Here is a 16178-nt window from a genome sequence, read left to right on the forward strand (position 1 = left end):
ATTTCTCTCACATATTTGAGAGAAAGTTTGGGGGATATTATTGAAGGGCTATGAAAAAAGTAAGGGTGAAGAAAATGAAGAAATTCTTAGTTTTTCTAATTAGTTTACTGTTGTTTCAATCGGCAATTGAAGCATCAGCAGAGGTCAATCACTGCCCCGGCATGCATATAAGTTTTGAGTTGGACTTATTAAATTGGAAAGAAGTCAATTTACTTGTTCCTAAATATACCGTATTTAATGTGATTGATATCGAAAGTGGACAAAGCTTTCAAGTCCAAAGAAGAGCTGGCAGAGATCATACAGATGTTCAGCCTTTGACTGATAAGGACACACGTATTATGAAGGAAATTTATGGTGGCAAATGGAGTTGGAAAAGAAGATCCATTTTAGTGCAAGTAAATGATTATTTAATCCCTGGATCCATGCATGGTATGCCTCATGGTGCTGGTGCTTTACAGAATAATTTTCCAGGTCACTTTTGCATTCATTTCTTTGGCAGTACCACTCATAGTTCGGATGTAATGGACTACTCACATAAACTAATGATTTTAAAATCAGCTGGACTGCTCGATAATTACGTTGCTGATGCTAGCCTGCAAGAACAAATCAAGATATTTATTGAAGCCTTGAACCAAAAGGATAAGTCGATACTTGAACTAGTGCTAACAGAGGGCTGGATAAGAAACCGTGACCTGATTCATTTCGTTGAAGATATTGAAACCATTAAAATAAAGCACCTACCATCTGTACCATCTAAGTCAAAACAGTTACTTGTTACACACGTCCCTATTGAAGTAGACATGTATACAAAAAAGGATGGAAAAGTAAAAGGTCACTTACTCTTACAATTATCCAGATCTTCTCACATCGGACAGTGGAAGGTTCATCATGAATTAATTAAATTCGTGGAACTAAACTAACTTCTGAGGTCCTCATTTCCCAATTGAATTAAATTTAAAGCCGGAACAATTACAGTTCCGGCTTTATACTTATAGTTCCTGATCTTGAATACTATTTAAATATTCTTCGATCTCGGCGACAACAGACTCCACAGTGCCTTGGTCAAATGGAGATTCTAAATTCGCTACTTTCACAAGCTCAGTAAACGGCTTACTTCCACCTTGCTGACAAAGGGTATAATAGTCCTTCCAAGCATTTTCCTGATCTTCTCTTGAACGCTTCCAAAATTGGAACGCACAAATCTGAGCTAGTGTATAGTCGATATAGTAGAATGGTGAGTTAAATATATGGCCCTGTTTTTGCCAGAATCCACCATTATTTAAGTATTCGTTTTCCTCATGGTCACGATGTGGTAAATACTTTCGTTCTAAGTCTCTCCATGCATTTTTTCTCTCTTTTGGTGTTGCATCTGGATTTTCATAGACAAAATGTTGGAATTCATCCACTGCAACTCCGTATGGTAGGAAGAGAAGGGCACTGCTTAAATGAGAGAACTTATATTTATCTGTATCTTCTTTAAAGAAACTCTCCATCCAAGGCCAAGTGAAAAATTCCATACTCATTGAATGGATTTCACAAGCCTCATATGTTGGCCAGTTATATTCTGGGACCTCAAAATGACGACTAGAATACACTTGGAATGCATGACCTGCTTCATGGGTCAATACATCAATATCTCCAGAAGTACCATTGAAGTTCGAGAAGATATAAGGTGCTTTATAGTTAGGGATATATGTACAGTAGCCTCCACCAGCCTTACCTGTTTTAGCCACTAAATCCATTAAGTTATTATCAATCATAAAATTAAAAAATTCATTTGTTTCGGCTGATAATTCACTATACATTTTTTGACCATTTTCAACAATCCACTCTGGAGTTCCTTTTGGTTCAGGATTACCACTCTTAAAATCAAAGCCCTCATCATAATAATATAACTTATCTACACCAATACGCTGACGTTGACGTTCCTTTAATTTCGTTGCCAGTGGTACGATAAATTCTTTGACTTGGTCTCTGAATTTCTTTACTTCTTTAGCTCCGTAATCAGATCTAAGCATACGGTCATATCCTAATCCAACATAATTTTCATATCCCAATTTATGAGCAATTTTAGTACGCACCTTCACAAGGTTATCATAGATTTCATCAAGCTTTTCTGTATTCTCTGCGAAAAAACCATAATATAACTCACTTGCCGATTTACGGGTCTCGCGCTCTTTTGCGACTGTAAATGGGTACAATTGAGCTAATGTTTTCTCTTCTCCTTCAAACGTTAGCTTAGCTGAGGCAACGAGCTTAGTATATTCACTTGAGAGCTTATTTTCAGTTTGCAAATCTTCAATAATCTCTGGTGAAAATGTTTTTAATTCAAGATCTGAAAGGTTAAATAAGTGACTTCCCCATTTTTGTTCTAACTCCGCTCTAAACTTCGAAGCAACAAGATGTTTATAAAAGGTTGTACTAATTTTTTGCATAAGCGGACTGTTTTCATCAAAGAAATCATTTTCTGCCTGGTAGAACTTATCGTTTGTATCAATAGTGTGTCGTACAGAGCAAATATTGTACATCGTACTGAAGTCATTACGGATTGAATTAATCTCCTTCATGATTTCATTTTGTTCATCAGGACTACTTGCTTCATCAAATTTATTCAATAACACTGTGACGTTTTTTTCAATCTCTTCAAGGTTTGGTCTCTTATACTCAAACTCTTCAAATCTCAAGTCATTCACTCCCTTATATATTTTCCAATTACTTATTCTCTAACAACCTCAAAATTCCTTCTACTATTTTGAAAATTCCATCTACAGTATTTAATTTAATCCAGATCATCGAAACAATTTCTGTGTAATATTTCTCTTTAAAATATAACACAGAAATGTTTAAACAAATGTTTAATATGTGCCGATAAGATAGGTATAATGAATCTATAAAATTCGAACACTGTACAAATTTTTTGACCTTCAAACTAGAAATAAGATAAGTTAGGTGATTATGATGGATAAAGCAACTATTATTGGTATATTTCTCGGTCTTGCTGCGGTTTTAGTAGGAATGTACTTCAAGCATGTGCATTTTGGTGTTTTGTTAAATCCTGCTGCGTTTTTTATTATTATTGTAGGGACAGCTGGAACTATTGCTATCGGATTTCCTGGCCATGAGCTTAAAAGAATTCCAAAGCTTTTTGGCGTATTGTTCAAAACGAGCAACACTGTCCATGTGAGTGAACTAATACCAACCTTCACTAATTGGGCAAATATTGCACGTAAAGAAGGTCTCTTAGCACTTGAAGCACAATTAAATGAAGTGAATGAGCCCTTTTTAAAAAATGGTCTTGGTTTAGCTATAGACGGCCAATCTCCTGAATTTATCCGTGATGTTATGAATGAAGAAGTAGAAGCAATGGAAGAACGTCATCTATCAGGAGCCGCTATTTTCAGTCAAGCAGGTACGTATGCACCTACACTTGGTGTATTAGGAGCAGTTGTCGGTCTAATCGCTGCATTAGGAAATATGGCAGATATTGATGCGCTTGGACAAGCTATTGCAGCGGCTTTCGTTGCTACACTTCTTGGGATTTTTACGGGTTATGTATTGTGGCATCCTTTTGCAAACAAGCTTAAACGAAAATCTAAGGAAGAGGCACATGTAAAACGCGTGATGATTGAAGGAGTTTTGTCAGTACTAGATGGTCAATCTCCAACAATGCTAGAACAGAAACTTGCTAGCTATCTTCCAAACTATGAACGCGAAAAATTCTTTGCTTCTCAAGGCGGTAAGCAAGATGAGTAGAAAAAAAAAGCATCATCATGAAGAACATATAGATGAGACCTGGTTAATTCCATATGCTGATTTACTTACGTTATTACTAGCACTTTTTATTGTTCTATTTGCTGCTAGTTCTGTTGATGCCCAAAAGTTTCAGCAAATTGCCAAATCCATGAGTAGTGCTATGAGTGGGGGAACAGGGATTATGGATTTCCCTAGCCCTCTTCCAGAGGAACAACCTCAATCTGCAAATGTTGAAGATGCAAAAAATGAGCAGAATGAAAATCCAGACTTTGAGCAACAAGAGAAAATTGAATTAGAAGAGTTGCAAAAGAGAATTAATACAAAAATAGAAGCGAAGAATTTAAATACCAAATTAAAAACCGTTTTAACGGATGAAGGCTTACTCATTACAGTTTTAGATGATGTTCTTTTTGATCCTGGAAAAGCAATAGTTCGTATAAAAGACCAAACATTAGCTATGGAGATTTCCGAATTGCTAGTTTCTGATCCTCCTAGAAACATCGTTATCAGTGGTCATACGGATAATGTGCCCATTAGTAATCCTCAATTTGACTCCAATTGGCACTTAAGTGTGATGCGGGCAGTAAATTTCATGAAAATTGTACTTGAAAATGAAAAACTGGATGTTCGAAAACTAAGTGCCAAAGGTTTTGGTGAATTTCAGCCAATTGATACGAATGACACGCCAGAAGGTCGTGGAAAAAACCGTCGTGTCGAAGTACTTGTCTTACCAAATGAATTAAAAGATCAACAATAAGAAAAAGAGGCTTTCACTAAACAAGTGAAGCCTCTTTTTCTATGTGATTCCTATAAATATTGTATATCTCCAGGTTTACTATATTCTGTAAGCTAATGAACTATCCTCGCGCACCATACCCTAATTTTTTTAGAAGGGTAATTAATGATTCCTTCTCTTCAAAAGATAAAGAAGATTGAATTTGATTAATAAATCTTTCATGTTCGGGAAAAATTTTCTCCATAGTCAAAATACCCTCATCTGTAAGAGACGCATACGTTACTCTTCTATCTTTTGAACACTGCTTACGAAGAAGTAAACCTTTCTTCTCAAGCTTATCTACAACATAAGTAATACTTCCACTTGCAATTAAAATTTTGCCTCCAATTTGCTGAAGTGGAGTATCTCCTTTGTTAAATAACAGCTCAAGAACAGCAAACTCGGTAGGATTTAATCCAAAACGTTGAATAGACTTATTCGCACTATCCCCTACACTTCGATAGGCACGAGACAATACAACAAATAACTTAAGGGATGCATCTATATCTTTTCTAGTATCCATAAAAAACCAAATCCTTATCAATTTGAATTATCTTGAATTAAAGATAATAATACTAAACTGTCTTCAGTTTTGTCAATAAAAAAAGAAATGATTGTTCATGTCTCTAAACGATACGCTTACGAATGTATGACTATACATATTTTTACATTTTATAAATATTTTATCGAACCATTAACGCTTTGAATACTAGGATATGAAAATTACATAGTATATAATTAAACTATCAATCTATTCATCAAGGGAGACATTTTGAGTGAAATCTACATGGACTTCAATCTTATTTTACATAGGAGTAGTCTTACTTCCTTCTATTATTATTAGTTCTTATTTCGTTTACTCAGAGTTACAGGAAAAAAAACTTGTTCTTCAAGCGGAGGCCAAGCAAACAGCTAGTGTTTACAGAGATCAATTAGATCAATTGCTTGGAAAAACAAAAGCTAGTTTAGAGATGCTTGCGAAAGTACTTGCTACAAAGGAATTTCTTCAAACAGATGAAATCCGAAGAATTTTAGAGGAGAGCAATCAAGAGAGCCCACTTTATTTTGGCTTTTATTTTGCAGATTCACAAGGAAACGTGCAAATAGGATCCTCTCCGATAGGACCAGTAAATATCTTAGATAATAATTATGTTCAATCCGCAATTGTTGCAAAGGAAACAAAAATATCTCCTTTAATTAAGAATCACACAACTGGAGGAGAGCTTGTCACAATGGTCACTCCCATTATAGACAAGAATGAAAAAACAATTGGATTATTACTCGTAAATATTAGAGTGGATTACATTCAGAATATAATGCGTGTTCTAACTCCTGATGAAGGCATAAAAGTGCTTAATGGCTACAACCAGATCATATTTGAAACAGAAAATGTATTTAAGGGAAGTAACCAAGTATACGTTGAAACCATTCTTAGAAATGCACCATGGAATATTCAAGTTGGAGTGAATGAACACTCTATTACTTGGCTTTTTTGGACTATATTTAAATATTCTTCTATCTTTCTTTTCATAACCAATACAATTTATCTCTTAAATAAATATATGGTTTTACGAAAAAATGCTAAATATGAGAAATTGCAAAATGAAAGTCAAAAGCTTGAGATAGTTGGTCAATTAGCTGCTAGTTCTGCCCATGAAATTCGTAATCCATTAACAGGGATAAAAGGACTGGTTCAATTACTAAGTGAGAAATACAAGGATAAAGAAGATCGTTTTTATTTTGAAGTGATTCAACAGGAAATATCAAGAATAAATGAGATTGTTAGTGAATTTTTAGTACTCGGAAATCCCATCGCAGATATTCACTCCCTAAATGATATAAAGCATATTATGAATGAGCTGTTACCGCTCATTCAGTCAGAAGCAAATTTATATAATATCCAGCTTTCTCTCGAAATGGACGAGCAATCAATGATGATTTATTGTGCTAAGGATCACGTAAAGCAGGTCATTTTAAATATTACAAAGAACGCTCTAGAGGCCATGAAAAATGGTGGCAATATTGCTATTTCTATTAAAAAAGTTGATCATTACTGTTCTATTTCAATTAAAGATACGGGAGTAGGAATCCCTCGAGAATTAGTAAATAAAATTTTCGATCCCTTTTTCACATTGAAAGAGACTGGAACTGGACTAGGACTAGTTGTCTGTAAACGAATTGTAACTATGTATGGAGGTGAAATTTCCATTCACAGCGAGTTAACTGTAGGAACTGAAGTAAAGGTTCTCTTTCCAGCGGAATAATTCCCGAATAGTTGATTATTAATCAGGCTCTATTCATGAGAAAATCATATAAAAAGTTTTAATCGAAGAAAAGCCGCCAATTAATAAATTGATTAATGACGGCTTTTCATTTTAGAGCTTGCAGAAATCTATAATAGACTCTTGAGTGAGGATTCTCGACTTTATTTCACTTAATAGGGCCAACAAACGCTCGCTGGCATTCGCAATATCCATCTTTTTATGAAACACATTATACAAAACGAGGTCTCTGACATTAAGGAATAAAGGAAGATGCTTTAACCATCGATCCTCAATCTGCTGAGCATTTTGAATAATTTGGTCCCTAGAGATTGGTGAGGTAAATAAAACAGCAAACTCATCCCCCCCTAGCCAAAATAAAAGTTGATCAGGAAAAAAATGTTTTAACCTATTTGAGGCTTGGATTAAGAGCTGGTCCCCAAAAGAATGACCGAGTGTATCGTTAACATGCTTAAAATCATCAAGGTCAATTAACAAAAGTGAAATTTGTTTATATTCTTCATCATCTTTTATAAACCTTTCAACCATTTGAGAGTATTTCTCTCGGTTGAATAAGCCGTTCAATTGGTCATAATCAGTTAAGCTTTTCATTCGCTTTACCGTAAGCTCTTTTAATGTAACATCAATTCCGTATTCACTAATTTCACTAATTCGATTCGTAAGTGGATCATAAATAGTCTTTATATAATGCTCAAAAACATGCGCATCGGTTCGAATTTGAAATTCAACAACATTTCCTAAAAAGGGCAAGTTCTAAAGGTAAGATTATGGATTCAAATATTTCCTTTGTCACAATGTCTTTTACTCGTTTACCTTATTTTTTCTTTTGCAATTCCTAGTGCCTCTGCACTATTACCCCCCTCTAGATAAAAAAAGACAATATCACCACTATTACTTCTTTGTAACTGGTATATACTATCTGGAAGAATAGCTATGCCTTGCCTAAATTCATTTGAAATGGAGAACTTTCCATTTTCCACTTTTATATGCTGTGATGTTTGATGGATGGCCTGCTTTATGACGATAAGAACCGTAATAAATGGTAAGGCATAAATGGAAAATAAATTGCGTGAATTTTCCAGTTTATATTTTTTCCCGCTCTTGAGTCTAGGAAAAAAATTATGAGAAAAAAGAGTATCCAATTAGTAGTGATAGAATAGAAGTTTTCTTTTAGAATATGATTGAGCATGGGTTCAAACTGTCTTGTTCTTCAACATTTGGTCCACCTTAGGCACCGACTTATAATATGGGTTTATTCTATTATTTGACCAAAGGAAAGTAAACGAGATTGGAGATTTTTACAGAAAAATGACGAATATCATTCAATATATAGTGGAGCAAAGCTTTAATCTACTATTTTTCGACTTAGCTTAAGTATCCATCATTATTGACCCGGATTGTACTTTACCGCTAGACAGGACTATAATTGTAAGTAAAATGTTTGTAAAGGTGAGATTATTATGAAAGAATTGCTGATTGGGAGTATATTGTCTTCGCTCGCTACTGGAGTTGGGGCTTTACCCATTCTATTTTTACAGAGGCAAGTAACCCATAGATGGAGAGACATTTTACTTGCTTTTACTGCTGGAATAATGATGGCGGCCTCTACTATGAGCTTAATACCTGAAGCCTTACTAAGCGGTGGATTATTTCAACTTACAATTGGATTATTACTCGGAGTTTTCGTACTAACCTTACTTGAAAAGAATATACCTCATATTGATCTTGGGCATACTCGCAAGGGTCTTGAATTTGATCAAAAAGCATTGCTAATTATTGCTGCAATTACTCTACATAATATTCCAGAAGGTCTTTCTGTAGGAGTTAGCTACGCCTCTGATGCATCTGAAACAGGAAACATGATTGCTTTCGCTATCGGACTACAAAATGCTCCAGAGGGCTTTTTAGTTGCCTTATTTTTAATACAACAGAAGATTAGTAAGTTCAGAGCATTTATTATTGCCACTTTAACAGGAGCCATTGAAATCGTTAGTGGAATAATCGGTTTTATGTTAACGTCCTTCGTTTCATTTCTTGTGCCATATGGACTGGCATTTGCTGCTGGGGCCATGTTATTTATCATTTACAAAGAATTAATTCCTGAAAGTCATGGTGACGGAAATGAGCAATTTGCTACCTATTCATTCATTTTTGGCTTATTACTTATGGTCGCTTTGCTTCAACTATTCTAATTCATCGATTTACAACTAACTACTACAGGAAAGCCCATTAGAAAATGTTTTAACATGTAAACATTTTCTAATGGGCTTTAATTGTAAGTTATCTAATTTTATTTATCATTCGATAGGGATTTAAAACAAACAAAGCGAGGACACTCATAATAGCACCATATATACCCGTTCTTTTTTCTATCAGATTAAAACGTTGATATTGGTTAATCATCAGATCTAGTTCTTGGCTACATTTTATTGTTTCCTCACTTGTGAAACTAGTTGCCAATGCTGTTGTTATCATCATTTCTCTCTTTTTATCTATCTCTCTAAGCAGCACATTTATATCTAGACCTGTATTAGCCGCCAACACATTCCCCCCCTTTACCCATCTAATGCATGAAACTTTTATTCCTGTATAAGCATTATTACAAATTCTACTATATATGTAAATAGAATTGCAAAATTAGACAAATTTCTCGAACATTTTTTTAAAAGAATGTGACGAATTCAGTGTTTTATTGCGATAGATTCCTCATTCATAGTAGGATTTTTGGTTTTTTGTAGATTCTTGTCGTATATCGCTTTGTGGTACACATATCTTATGAATTTTATGCTTTAATGGTAAACTAGATGTAGAAATGTATTCGTATCATAGGAGGGATTAGGGTGGAAAAGGATAGGGATGGACAATCAAAGACTACTGTAACCAAATATAAGCGAAAAGCTCTTGAATATATTAAGGATCGGCATAAAGCAAAGGAACTGTGGAAGGAAGCCAGTAAGAAAACTAATTCTGAAAAAGGACGAATACAAACCTTCCGAGATCAATTATTGCTATTATTAGATGCCTATCATGATTGGATCTCAGGAGAGTATCGTCAAATCCCTTACAAAACATTAACGATGATTGTCGTGGGGATACTTTACTTTGTCGTTCCAACCGATGTAATTCCGGACATTTTTATTGGGGTTGGACTGATTGATGATGCCGCAATAATTGCCTTTATTTTTAAGCAAATTGAAAAGGATTTAAATCAATATAAGATTTGGAAATCAAACGAAACATCCATCCAAGAAACAAATCCCAATTCAACTTTATAAGAAGTGCGTAAAGTATATCACTCTGGCTTATGCTAATATATGTTTTTTAATTAAGACACTTTTCTAAAAGATTGTTGTTTTTTAATAGGAAAAGCAACCCATTTATAAATAAGGTGATTGGAGCGGAAGGTCTAAATTTAATAGGAACTTTTCGTTATGAAAAGTTCCCTACTTTTTTATGCATTCGCCTCATTAATCTTTGTAAATTGGAACCCAGCCTTCGGTAGTTACAAAGATCCTCACGGCCACAACTTTTCGATCTTCTTGTAACGTGAAATAGTGAACAACATTCTCTGGTACAGAAATTAAGTCTCCTGGATTTAGTCTGACATCAAAGAATACATCATCCTTCCCCTTAATAATAAAAATACCATGACCACTCACAATAAAACGTACTTCATCATCTGTGTGAAGATGCTCACGCTTAAAGTTTTGTAATAGTTGATCTAGATTTGGCGTCAACTCTGATAAAGCAATAACATCAGCTGCTTCATAGCCTCTTCTTTTTGAAATATCTTCAATTTCAGTATGGAATGCCTCTAAGATAGCTTGCTTTTGTTCATCAGAAAGCTGATAGTTTTCATTCAAGTCAGAAGGTAGTTTCGTAATATCCCACTGCTCATAAATAACCTCATTACTCTCCAAAAATGCAGCTACATTACCTTGGTCCTCAATTACCTCGTTACTCCCATGAATACGAATAGTTGCCATCTTTCATTCCTCCCTTAAATTCATACTATCTATGCATTAAAGTATCTGCTGCTTTAATGTGTTAAGTTGCTGTTAATACTTGCTTTAAGGTTAATATTTTTAATGTATAGGTAAATAGGAATTCACAGGCTTCTAAGTATCGTTTTGCCTCTTGAGGGGTTCTTCCCCAAACTGTAATTCCATGATTTTGTATAAGCACTGCACCTGCATCTTCTTTTATATTTGGTATAAATTCTTCTACTAATGTTGGAATGTTCGCATGATTATAGATAATTGGTACCGTGAATGTCGAATCCTCATCCCATAGTCCAAATGCCTTGATGATTTCCTGCTTTTGAAACACAATCTCCCCACTGGAGTAGAACAAATCTGAAATGACGTTATTATCGACTGTATGGACATGAAGACAGCAGCCTGCATAGCTTCGTTTATATACCTCAACATGAAGCAATGTCTCAGCAGATGGCTTAAGGTTTGTCTCTCCAATCGGTAACCCGAACTCATCTACTAGTAAAAAATCTTCACCTGTTCGTTTCCGTTTATCCTTGCCACTTGCCGTTACTAAGAAAGTTAGGGGATCGTTGGACACTTTAATGGACAAATTCCCACTGGTTGCAGGAAACCAATCCCGCCATGCTAGTTCGTCCTTAATATCAGCAAGTACATTCCATCTATCATTAAAATTACTCACACATCCACCTCTGATTTTTTTTGCTTTAGCGTTTCAATGACATCATAAAACGTCTCAAACGAATGATACGGTTTTTCCAATTCATCCATTTTTTCAATTAGGAAGTCACGAGCAAACACTGTATGGGCCATTTTAGCGGCTTGAAAATCTGTGATCGAATCGCCAATTACGATAATATGTTCATCGGGTCCTGCTAATTTATTCATAATAGATGGCTTACAGCATCCACAACCATTTGAGCAGTTTTCATCGCATTCATTTGGCCAAAGAATTTGAATGGTCTCAAGAGAAAAATTTGAACCATTGCAATAAATATATTCCCGTTCAATCAGCCCTTCCAATAATGGATAAACAAAAAAATCTATCCCACCGCTCACTATGTAAAGTGGAATTTCTTCATCCCTTGTATACTGAACAAACTTAGAAAAGCCCTCTCTGATCATCACCGTTTCTTTTAAAAACCCAATAAGATCTTCTTTAAGATTTGATGAAAGTAAACCGAATAATCTCCCAACCCCTTCTTGAATTGAAATGTCTTGAGAAAGAATTTGATCCTTAACTTCCAGCCATTCAGACGGTGCGAACTTTTTCATTAAAGAAATAATATTATCGGTTTCGGTAATCGTTCCATCAAAATCACAAAAGATGATTGGTTGCTTCATGCTTCTTACATCCCCCATAAATGAAGCGCCTTTTTCAAAGACTCATGCTCTTGTGCCGCATCCTCTAAAGAACGACCTTCAACTACTGCATCGACTGCTTCTCGGAAAGCTTTCCCCCCGCCTATCGCTCCGTCTGGATGACCATGTACTCCGCCACCAGCATTAATGACAGAATCAATTCCAAAATCTTTGACCAAAAATGGAACCAAACCAGGATGAATACCAGCAGAAGGCACTGGAAAAGTCTTCTTGAACAATTCGTTTATAGTCAGTTCAGCCGCAATTCCAAGTGCTTCTTCTCGCTTTAGCGCTACACTTCCGTAAGGAGAAGGAAACAGTGAAAAATCAGCACCCGCATATCTCAATAGCTTTCCTAGCAACAACGGATTTTGTATACCATAAAACTCTGATGGTGTGATGGCTCCACTTACTGCTGGATGAGCCATGATGGGTAAATCGATTTCTGGATCCTCAACCAATGCTTGTAAAACATCCATTCCATAAGCAAATACATTAAACAATAAACAATCAGCACCAAGTTCTCTAGCTCTTCTTGCTTTCTCTCTTAATTCAAACGTACGCCCCGATAAATTCACAGCATAAAGGGCTCGATGGCCAGTTGTCTCAAAAACTTCGTTTAGCACATTTTTACCGATTTCAATTCTATTCTCAAAAGGAGTGAGTGGGTTATCAAAAAGGATCTCATCATCCTTCACTAGATCCACGCCACCTAAAACTTGTTCCTTAAGTTGATCTTTTAGGTAGTGAATATCTCTACCAAGTACACCTTTAAAAATACTCATCACTAATGGTCTGTTAAAGACACCGAGCTTTGAACGAATACCCTCGATTCCAAATTTTGGACCAGGCATAGCACTCTTTACTTCAGCAGAAAAATCCAAATCTACTAATTTAACTTCTCCATCGAGAGATAGCTTCCCAAACACAGTTGTCAAAATAGCTGGGATATCGAGTGAAAAATTTTCTATCGGATAGGAGATTGTAACTATTCCACGTTTTAGTTTCTTTCCAAAATATTGGTTAGCCTTTTGACTATCCTCGAGCTCTTGTATGGAAAGAACTTCTCCTTTATGCCTTTTCAACTGTTCCTGCTGGAGTTTTGGAAGGTCGGTCCACGATCCAATCGTCAAACCAAGGGCAATACCTTCTGCTTTTTTGGATAAATCGTTTTTTGCGTCATGTATGAGATAAGTAGCTTTTATTCTTGTCAATTTCAACACCTCAATTTATAAAAAAACATTTTAAATGAAAAAAACCTCTTCAATAAGAAGAGGGTATCGTTTAAATTCACCGTCTCCTTATCTCTCAGCGCATAGCTGCAAGAATTAGCACCGTGCTTATCTAGACTGTGTATAGATAAATCGGTTGCCGGGCTTCATCGGGCTAGTCCCTCCGCCTACTCTTAATAAGAAATACTATTTAATTATTAAATCTTAATCAAATTAATTTGGATTATGACAGCTTGAGGGATTTTTGTCAATCCTAAAATATGTTCAAGGCTTTTATCCGATTCACTGCCTCAAGCAACCTATCTTCATCAGACAAAAGTCCAACCCTGACAAAGCCTTCTCCGTATGGACCAAATCCAATTCCTGGAGCTACTACAACATGAGCTTCCTCAAGTAAGTAATCTGAGAAACTCACAGATGTAAATCCTTTTGGAACCGGAAGCCAAGCAAAAAACGAACCTGAGGGTGCATCAACATCCCAGCCTATGCCCTTCAACCCTTCAATAAACGTATTACGTCTAGCTTCATAACGATCGACTAATTCATCTACACAATTCTGTGGAGATAATAAAGCAGTTGCAGCAGCAACTTGTATCCCACCAAACAAACTTACATACATATGATCCTGGAGGAGATTTATAGATTCAATTACACTTTCATTCCCCACTGCAAATCCAATTCTCCAGCCAGCCATATTGTAGGTTTTAGAAAGGGTATAAATTTCAATTCCAATATCCTTTGCACCCTCTATTTCAAGAAAGCTTATCGGCTTCTTTCCATCAAATCCTATTGCTCCATAGGCAAAATCATGAACCACACAAATGTTATTATCTTTGCATAACTGAACAGTTTCTTCAAAGAATTCCTTTGTAGCAATTGCCCCGGTCGGATTATTTGGGTAATTTAAAAACATTAATTTTGCCTTTTCTAACACCGCTTGGTCAATCTCGTTATAATCAGGTAAAAAGTCATTTTCAGCCTTTAAGGGCATAAACTCCATCTTTCCTCTTGCAAGTTCTACCCCTGACCAGTAATCAGGATAACCAGGATCCGGTACTAATGCGAGATCCCCTGGATTTAATAAGCACTGAGGTACTTCAACAAGTCCTGCTTTTCCACCAAAAAGGATGGCCACTTCTTTATCTGGGTCTAAGTTCACTCCGTATTCTCGTTTATAAAAGGTTACAGCCGCCTCTTTTAAAAATTGTTGTCCTCGAAACGGTGAATATTTATGGTATTGTGGGTTGGCAGCTGCTTCTCTTAATGACGTTACAATATGTTCAGGTGTTGGCTGATCAGGATTACCTTGACCCAGGTTAATAACATCATAGCCTTGCTCCATGACTTTATTTACCTTACTTACAAGTGTAGCAAAAAATTGAGTGGGTAGACTTTTAAGTATTTCAGACTGCTTGAATGTTCTCATTTCAAACTCCTTAAATCATAGTAGAGAAGCTATACTTTCATTCGCACGAATGGAAAGTAAATGAATAGTATTTTTTTTAGCAGAGCAGTAAATGTAGAATTTTCTTATTGTATTTCTAGTCAAAAATAATATATTGTTAGTGACAACTTGTAAAGTTATTTTGTAAGGAGTAGATAAAACATGAGCATAAAAATAAGCTGTATCCAATTCGATATCTCTTTTGGGAATCCCGACAAAAATTTTCAACAAGTCGAGAAAAAAATAGAGGAAGCCCTCCTTCAAAAACCAGATATTATTGTTCTTCCGGAACTTTGGACTACTGGGTATGATTTAACTAGACTTGATGACATTGCTGACGAGGACGGGCAGCAAACAAAAGACTTCTTATGTCAGCTTGCAAAAGAGAACCATGTACACATCGTTGGCGGTTCAATTGCCAAAAAAACAAACGAAGGTGTATACAATACTATGTTCATCGTAGATAACAAAGGTGAAGTTGTTGGTGAATATAGCAAGCTACATCTTTTTAAATTAATGGATGAGCATGTCTATTTAAATCCAGGGCATGTCGATGGAATGTTTCAGATAGGTGAATTAAAATGCGCTGGTTTTATTTGTTATGATATTCGTTTCCCCGAGTGGATTAGAAAGCATGCATTGGTTGGGGCGGAACTTTTATTTGTCGTTGCCGAATGGCCTCTCCCTCGCCTTGCTCATTGGCGCTCGTTATTAATTAGCAGAGCCATCGAGAATCAATGCTATGTTGTCGCGTGTAATCGGTCAGGTGCAGACCCAGCTAATGAATTTGCTGGACATTCAATGATTATAGATCCTTGGGGAGAAATCGTGGCTGAGGCTTCCGAGGATGATGAAATCCTACAAGGGATCATTGATATAGAAAAGGTACAACGCGTTAGAAATCAAATTCCTATTTTTGCTGATCGACGTCCTGAATTTTATTAAGTTAAAACTGTTGACAAAAGGTAGTGTAACTTGATATTATTTTCACCAAGTGGAAAATTTCAGAATACTTACTTTCCTAGAGTACTAAATTTTTTTTTACAAAAACTAAATATTGTTTGATCTCTTATCAAGAGTTGGCTGAGGGGAATGGCCCCGATGAAGCTGCAGCAACCGACCGTAATACCATTGTGAAATGGGGCGCATCAGTTTTAGCGCTTAGAGGTAGTTATAGCATTATAATAACGCTATCAACTTTAACTCTAGTAAGGCACGGTGCTACATCCACAGAAATATTCTTTTCTGGTAGATAAGAGGTGCGAAGCTTATGTCTTCAAGCCTCTTTCTTTTGAAAGAGGCTTTTCTATTTAAGAAAAGCCTCCAATCCAAAAA

16 protein-coding genes and 2 riboswitches are annotated in these 16178 nt (G+C 35.9%); of the genes, 7 read left to right on the forward strand and 9 right to left on the reverse strand.

From position 1 onward, the window contains the following. Positions 1-74 precede the first annotated feature (74 nt). On the forward strand, positions 75-920 hold the full coding sequence (locus ACOI1C_RS09765) for a hypothetical protein (protein WP_422510345.1): 846 nt from the start codon (positions 75-77) through the stop codon (positions 918-920). A gap of 69 nt (positions 921-989) precedes the next feature. On the opposite strand, the gene ACOI1C_RS09770 is transcribed toward ACOI1C_RS09765, so the two are convergent. Continuing rightward, a complete protein-coding gene (locus tag ACOI1C_RS09770) occupies positions 990-2684 on the reverse strand; it encodes a M3 family oligoendopeptidase (RefSeq protein WP_422510346.1) in 1695 nt (564 codons plus the stop codon). A gap of 274 nt (positions 2685-2958) precedes the next feature. Here ACOI1C_RS09770 and motA point away from each other — a divergent pair, with 274 nt between their 5' ends. Together motA and motB are read left to right on the forward strand one after the other, a co-directional pair. Beyond that, complete coding sequence (gene motA / locus ACOI1C_RS09775) at positions 2959-3753, forward strand: flagellar motor stator protein MotA (protein ID WP_422510347.1); 795 nt, start codon at positions 2959-2961, stop codon at positions 3751-3753. Continuing rightward, the gene (motB, locus tag ACOI1C_RS09780; protein WP_422510348.1) at positions 3746-4510 is read left to right on the forward strand and encodes a flagellar motor protein MotB; all 765 of its coding nucleotides are present in this window, start codon (positions 3746-3748) and stop codon (positions 4508-4510) included. Before motA ends, motB begins: the two co-directional genes overlap by 8 nt. A gap of 100 nt (positions 4511-4610) precedes the next feature. Here motB and ACOI1C_RS09785 read toward each other — a convergent pair whose 3' ends face one another. Next, entirely contained in the window at positions 4611-5051 is a 441-nt protein-coding gene (locus ACOI1C_RS09785) for a MarR family winged helix-turn-helix transcriptional regulator (protein ID WP_422510349.1), read from the reverse strand. Between the two features lie 253 nt (positions 5052-5304). On the opposite strand from ACOI1C_RS09785, the gene ACOI1C_RS09790 reads away from it, so the two are divergent. Beyond that, positions 5305-6792 (forward strand): ATP-binding protein, encoded by a 1488-nt coding sequence (locus ACOI1C_RS09790; RefSeq protein WP_422510350.1) that lies wholly within the window; start codon positions 5305-5307, stop codon positions 6790-6792. A gap of 111 nt (positions 6793-6903) precedes the next feature. Here ACOI1C_RS09790 and ACOI1C_RS09795 read toward each other — a convergent pair whose 3' ends face one another. After that, positions 6904-7560: a GGDEF domain-containing protein gene (locus ACOI1C_RS09795; RefSeq protein ID WP_422510351.1), complete on the reverse strand. Its 657-nt coding sequence runs from the start codon at positions 7558-7560 to the stop codon at positions 6904-6906. A gap of 710 nt (positions 7561-8270) precedes the next feature. Here ACOI1C_RS09795 and ACOI1C_RS09800 point away from each other — a divergent pair. Next, positions 8271-9002 (forward strand): ZIP family metal transporter, encoded by a 732-nt coding sequence (locus tag ACOI1C_RS09800; RefSeq protein ID WP_422510352.1) that lies wholly within the window; start codon positions 8271-8273, stop codon positions 9000-9002. 88 nt (positions 9003-9090) lie between these two features. On the opposite strand, the gene ACOI1C_RS09805 is transcribed toward ACOI1C_RS09800, so the two are convergent. Continuing rightward, positions 9091-9351, reverse strand: a complete 261-nt coding sequence (locus tag ACOI1C_RS09805) for an aspartyl-phosphate phosphatase Spo0E family protein (protein WP_422510353.1) — start codon at positions 9349-9351, stop codon at positions 9091-9093. 299 nt (positions 9352-9650) lie between these two features. On the opposite strand from ACOI1C_RS09805, the gene ACOI1C_RS09810 reads away from it, so the two are divergent. Further along, positions 9651-10085 carry a YkvA family protein gene (locus ACOI1C_RS09810; RefSeq protein ID WP_422510354.1) on the forward strand — a complete coding sequence of 145 codons (435 nt, stop codon included), beginning with the start codon at positions 9651-9653 and terminating at the stop codon, positions 10083-10085. A 192-nt stretch (positions 10086-10277) separates the two neighbouring features. Here ACOI1C_RS09810 and ACOI1C_RS09815 read toward each other — a convergent pair whose 3' ends face one another. The 5 genes from ACOI1C_RS09815 to ACOI1C_RS09835 form a co-directional block, all read right to left on the reverse strand. After that, on the reverse strand, positions 10278-10796 hold the full coding sequence (locus ACOI1C_RS09815; RefSeq protein WP_422510355.1) for a 1,2-dihydroxy-3-keto-5-methylthiopentene dioxygenase: 519 nt from the start codon (positions 10794-10796) through the stop codon (positions 10278-10280). A gap of 61 nt (positions 10797-10857) precedes the next feature. Then, a complete protein-coding gene (locus ACOI1C_RS09820) occupies positions 10858-11487 on the reverse strand; it encodes a methylthioribulose 1-phosphate dehydratase (RefSeq protein WP_422510356.1) in 630 nt (209 codons plus the stop codon). Beyond that, positions 11484-12149 carry a 2-hydroxy-3-keto-5-methylthiopentenyl-1-phosphate phosphatase gene (locus ACOI1C_RS09825; RefSeq protein WP_422510357.1) on the reverse strand — a complete coding sequence of 222 codons (666 nt, stop codon included), beginning with the start codon at positions 12147-12149 and terminating at the stop codon, positions 11484-11486. The genes ACOI1C_RS09820 and ACOI1C_RS09825 overlap by 4 nt, the downstream gene beginning before the upstream one ends. 5 nt (positions 12150-12154) lie before the next feature. Further along, a complete protein-coding gene (mtnW, locus tag ACOI1C_RS09830) occupies positions 12155-13381 on the reverse strand; it encodes a 2,3-diketo-5-methylthiopentyl-1-phosphate enolase (protein WP_422510358.1) in 1227 nt (408 codons plus the stop codon). An 84-nt stretch (positions 13382-13465) separates the two neighbouring features. Continuing rightward, a riboswitch (SAM riboswitch) is annotated at positions 13466-13582 on the reverse strand. A gap of 70 nt (positions 13583-13652) precedes the next feature. Continuing rightward, positions 13653-14825 carry a pyridoxal phosphate-dependent aminotransferase gene (locus ACOI1C_RS09835; RefSeq protein WP_422510359.1) on the reverse strand — a complete coding sequence of 391 codons (1173 nt, stop codon included), beginning with the start codon at positions 14823-14825 and terminating at the stop codon, positions 13653-13655. Positions 14826-15005: 180 nt separating this feature from the next. Between ACOI1C_RS09835 and ACOI1C_RS09840 the strand changes: the two genes are divergently transcribed. After that, positions 15006-15788 (forward strand): carbon-nitrogen family hydrolase, encoded by a 783-nt coding sequence (locus ACOI1C_RS09840; RefSeq protein ID WP_422510360.1) that lies wholly within the window; start codon positions 15006-15008, stop codon positions 15786-15788. A 121-nt stretch (positions 15789-15909) separates the two neighbouring features. Beyond that, a riboswitch (SAM riboswitch) is annotated at positions 15910-16102 on the forward strand. Positions 16103-16178 lie beyond the last annotated feature (76 nt).

Origin of the sequence: Bacillus sp. DJP31 (assembly GCF_049310945.1) — a bacterium.
Lineage (GTDB): Bacteria > Bacillota > Bacilli > Bacillales > SA4 > Bacillus_BS.

What these genes read in the sequence shown, in the direction of transcription:
- ACOI1C_RS09765 (WP_422510345.1), top strand. Translation starts at nt 75, where the DNA reads ATGAAGAAATTCTTAGTTTTTCTAATTAGTTTACTGTTGTTTCAATCG.
- motA (WP_422510347.1), top strand. Translation starts at nt 2,959, where the DNA reads ATGGATAAAGCAACTATTATTGGTATATTTCTCGGTCTTGCTGCGGTT.
- motB (WP_422510348.1), top strand. Translation starts at nt 3,746, where the DNA reads ATGAGTAGAAAAAAAAAGCATCATCATGAAGAACATATAGATGAGACC.
- ACOI1C_RS09785 (WP_422510349.1), bottom strand. Translation starts at nt 5,051, where the DNA reads ATGGATACTAGAAAAGATATAGATGCATCCCTTAAGTTATTTGTTGTA.
- ACOI1C_RS09800 (WP_422510352.1), top strand. Translation starts at nt 8,271, where the DNA reads ATGAAAGAATTGCTGATTGGGAGTATATTGTCTTCGCTCGCTACTGGA.
- ACOI1C_RS09815 (WP_422510355.1), bottom strand. Translation starts at nt 10,796, where the DNA reads ATGGCAACTATTCGTATTCATGGGAGTAACGAGGTAATTGAGGACCAA.
- ACOI1C_RS09825 (WP_422510357.1), bottom strand. Translation starts at nt 12,149, where the DNA reads ATGAAGCAACCAATCATCTTTTGTGATTTTGATGGAACGATTACCGAA.
- ACOI1C_RS09835 (WP_422510359.1), bottom strand. Translation starts at nt 14,825, where the DNA reads ATGAGAACATTCAAGCAGTCTGAAATACTTAAAAGTCTACCCACTCAA.
- ACOI1C_RS09840 (WP_422510360.1), top strand. Translation starts at nt 15,006, where the DNA reads ATGAGCATAAAAATAAGCTGTATCCAATTCGATATCTCTTTTGGGAAT.